This window comes from Metaplanococcus flavidus, from assembly GCF_042675885.1.
GTDB classification, from domain to species: domain Bacteria; phylum Bacillota; class Bacilli; order Bacillales_A; family Planococcaceae; genus Planococcus; species Planococcus flavidus.
This window is the reverse complement of the sequence record NZ_JBHTKI010000040.1, coordinates 1-3,484: the sequence shown is the minus strand read 5'-3', so window position 1 is coordinate 3,484 and position 3,484 is coordinate 1. Positions and strand designations below refer to the sequence as shown.

Below are 3,484 nucleotides of genomic sequence, written 5' to 3'. Positions count from 1 at the left end.
GGCAAAGAGGCCACACCCGTTCCCATCCCGAACACGGCAGTTAAGCTCTTTTGCGCCGATGGTAGTTGGGGGTTTCCCCCTGTGAGAGTAGGACGCCGCTGGGCACTAAAAAAAGAAGGTCGCCACCGCGCAAGCGGTGACGGCCTTTTTTTCGTTGAAAAATTTTTAATTATTAATAGAAGGAAGTCGAAAAGATATTCGACAACTGCCGGTGATTTTATTTCTTGTACTCAGCTTATTTAAAAAAAGAGAATGTCATTAAACGGTATTCGCTCAAACTTCTCCCAAAAAATTGAAGAGGACTGCAGGCAGTTCTCTAAACATTAGTCGGAATAGTTTTTCTATTTCTGAATTCTTGACACCTCGAATACTCACTGATAACCTTACAATAATATTTAATAGGAAGCAGGAGGCGTGTCGATAATGTGGGAATCGAAATTTGTAAAAGAGGGTCTGACTTTTGATGATGTATTGCTTGTTCCGGGACATTCGGAAATATTGCCGAAAGATGCTGATTTATCGGTGGAGTTGACCCCGAAATTGAAGCTGAATATCCCAATTATCAGTGCCGGTATGGATACTGTAACAGAAGCAAAAATGGCGATTGCAATGGCACGCCAAGGTGGACTTGGTATCATTCATAAGAATATGAGTATCGAGGAACAAGCGGAACATGTTATAACTGTCAAACGTTCAGAAAATGGTGTTATTACAGACCCATTCTTTTTGACTCCCGACCATCAGGTATATGACGCTGAACATTTAATGGGCAAGTACCGGATTTCTGGTGTGCCAATTGTTAATAATGAAGAAGAATTAAAATTGGTGGGCATTATTACGAACCGGGATCTCCGGTTTATTCAGGATTATTCTTTAATAATCAATGATGTTATGACCAAAGAAAAATTGGTTACAGCCCCGGTCGGCACGACTTTGGAAGACGCAGAGAAAATTCTTCAACAATATAAAATCGAAAAATTGCCGATTGTTGATAAGGCTGGTATATTAAAAGGCCTTATCACAATCAAAGACATCGAGAAAGTTATCGAATTTCCGAGTGCGGCAAAAGATTTTCACGGCCGCCTTCTTGTCGGGGCAGCAGTCGGAGTGACTTCCGATACGCTAAGACGAGTTGAACAGCTTGTGAAAGCACAGGTAGATGTTGTGGTGTTGGATACGGCGCATGGCCATTCGAAAGGTGTTTTGGAAGTGGTCAGCGCAATCCGCTCCCAATTTCCAGAACTGACAATCATCGCTGGAAATGTTGCGACAGCAGAAGGAACAAAGGCTTTGATCGACGCCGGAGCAGACGTTGTTAAAATTGGAATTGGTCCAGGCTCAATTTGTACAACTCGTGTAGTGGCGGGTGTTGGTGTTCCTCAGATTACTGCAGTTTATGATTGTGCCACAGAAGCGCGCAAACATGGAAAAGCGATTATTGCTGATGGTGGAATTAAATATTCAGGAGATATCATCAAAGCACTTGCTGCTGGAGGACATGTCGTAATGCTGGGCAGCCTTCTGGCAGGAACAACCGAAAGCCCGGGAGACACTGAAATTTTCCAAGGCCGCCGCTTTAAGACTTACCGTGGCATGGGCTCTATCGCCTCTATGGAAAAAGGATCAAAAGACCGCTATTTCCAGGATGAAGCGAAAAAGCTGGTACCGGAAGGGATTGAAGGAAGGTTACCTTATAAAGGGCCGCTTACCGATACAATCCATCAATTGCTTGGCGGAGTCCGCGCAGGCATGGGTTATTGCGGAACAAAAGATTTGGAGTCGTTGCGCAATGAGGCTCAGTTTATCCGTATGACAGGGGCCGGATTACGCGAGAGCCATCCGCATGATGTTCAAATCACAAAAGAATCGCCAAATTACTCAATTTGACAAAAGCTGAACCTTTTAGCACTCTTTTCCACCTTAATTCGGTGGGAAAGAGTGCTTTTTGCATATATTTATTTCAGGACATTAATAATATGATAGAATAGCATGGGGAAACAGAATAATGGAGGTATAGAGAGAATTGAAGAAAGCTTTTAAGATGACAATGTTGCTAACAGTATTGACTTTATTTATGTCGACTATTATCGTTCCGCAACAGGCAAACGCGAACGAATCATTGAATATACTGGCAGATGCCGCTATTTTGGTGGATGCTGAAAGTGGTAAGATTCTATACGAACAAAATGCTGATACGCCGCTTGGTGTCGCAAGTATGACGAAAATGATGACGGAATATCTGCTTTTTGAAGCAATCGAAGATGGACGGATTACTTGGGATCAGCAATACAGTGTGACTGATTTTACGTACCAAGTTTCTCAGGATAGAGCGCTCAGCAATGTGCCGCTTCGTGCTGATGGAACTTATTCCATAAAGGAATTATACGAAGCTTTGGCAATTTATTCAGCGAATGCCGCAACGATCGGAATTGCTGAGACAATTGCCGGTACGGAAGGCGAATTCGTTCGTTTAATGAATAAAAAAGCGGAAGAACTGGGTCTTGAAGATACGAAGTTCGTTAACTCGACTGGATTGAATAATTCCGATTTAAAAGGTATGCATCCGGAAGGTACTGGAGAAACGGATGAAAACGTAATGCCTGCCCGTTCTGTGGCAAAATTGGCGAAAGCATTGATGGATGATTATCCGGAAGTTCTTGAAACAACAAGTATTGCCAAAGCGGTTTTCCGTGAGGATACGGATGATAAAACAAGTATGCCAAACTGGAATTTCATGCTTCCAGGTTTAATCTATGAATACGAAGGCATGGATGGGTTAAAGACCGGTACAACTGACTTTGCCGGCCACTCATTCACCGGAACAGCAAAACGCGATGATGTCCGTTTAATCACTGTCGTAATGAAAGCCGTAGACAGTGAAGGCGTCGGTTCTTATAAAGCCCGCTTTGATGCTACCCGCGCATTGATGGATTTCGGTTTTGGACAATTTACAAAACAGGAAATTGTTCCTGCCGGTTATCAATTTGAAGACCAGCAAGCATTGCCGGTTTCAAAAGGTAAAGAAGATGAAGTTAATATAGCAGTTAAGGAACCAATTACGATGATGGTCCGTTCAAGCGAAAAAGATGCTTATGTTCCTCAATTGATAGTTGATGAGTCTTTGCTTGATAATGGCAAACTCGAAGCTTCAATTGAAAAAGACCAGGTAGTGGGAACTGTTAACCTTACAAAGGAATCCGGTTCCGATTATGGCTATCTGGACGGTTCAGCGAGCGGCGTGGAAGTTATCACAACTGAAAGTGTTGAGCGCGCTAACTGGTTTTCCCTTTCCCTGCAGGCAGTTGGCAGCTTCTTCACTACCATGTGGACTGGCGCTGTTGATTTTGTAAAAGGTCTATTTTAAATAAAAGCAGTTCATTAGACTGACATAGCGATTTGAGACACATATAAAACACCATCTTTAGGCTGCTTGCGCCCCAAATTCTTTGGGTGTCAGGTAGCCTAATTTTTCTAGGATCCGGTC

General features: G+C 43.1%; 2 protein-coding genes and 1 rRNA gene. All 3 read left to right on the top strand.

Going from position 1 to position 3,484, the window contains the following annotated elements; translation table 11 throughout:
* Window positions 1-104 (top strand): 5S ribosomal RNA (gene rrf, locus ACFQ1X_RS15540); the annotation flags it as partial.
* Between the two features lie 319 nt (window positions 105-423).
* Window positions 424-1,887 (top strand): IMP dehydrogenase, encoded by a 1,464-nt coding sequence (guaB, locus tag ACFQ1X_RS15535; RefSeq protein WP_144841685.1) that lies wholly within the window; start codon window positions 424-426, stop codon window positions 1,885-1,887.
* 136 nt (window positions 1,888-2,023) lie between these two features.
* Complete coding sequence (locus ACFQ1X_RS15530) at window positions 2,024-3,364, top strand: serine hydrolase (RefSeq protein ID WP_379083330.1); 1,341 nt, start codon at window positions 2,024-2,026, stop codon at window positions 3,362-3,364.
* Window positions 3,365-3,484 lie beyond the last annotated feature (120 nt).

Bases quoted from the DNA above. Each gene is read 5' to 3' on its own strand.
- guaB (WP_144841685.1), top strand. From the start codon at position 424: ATGTGGGAATCGAAATTTGTAAAAGAGGGTCTGACTTTTGATGATGTA.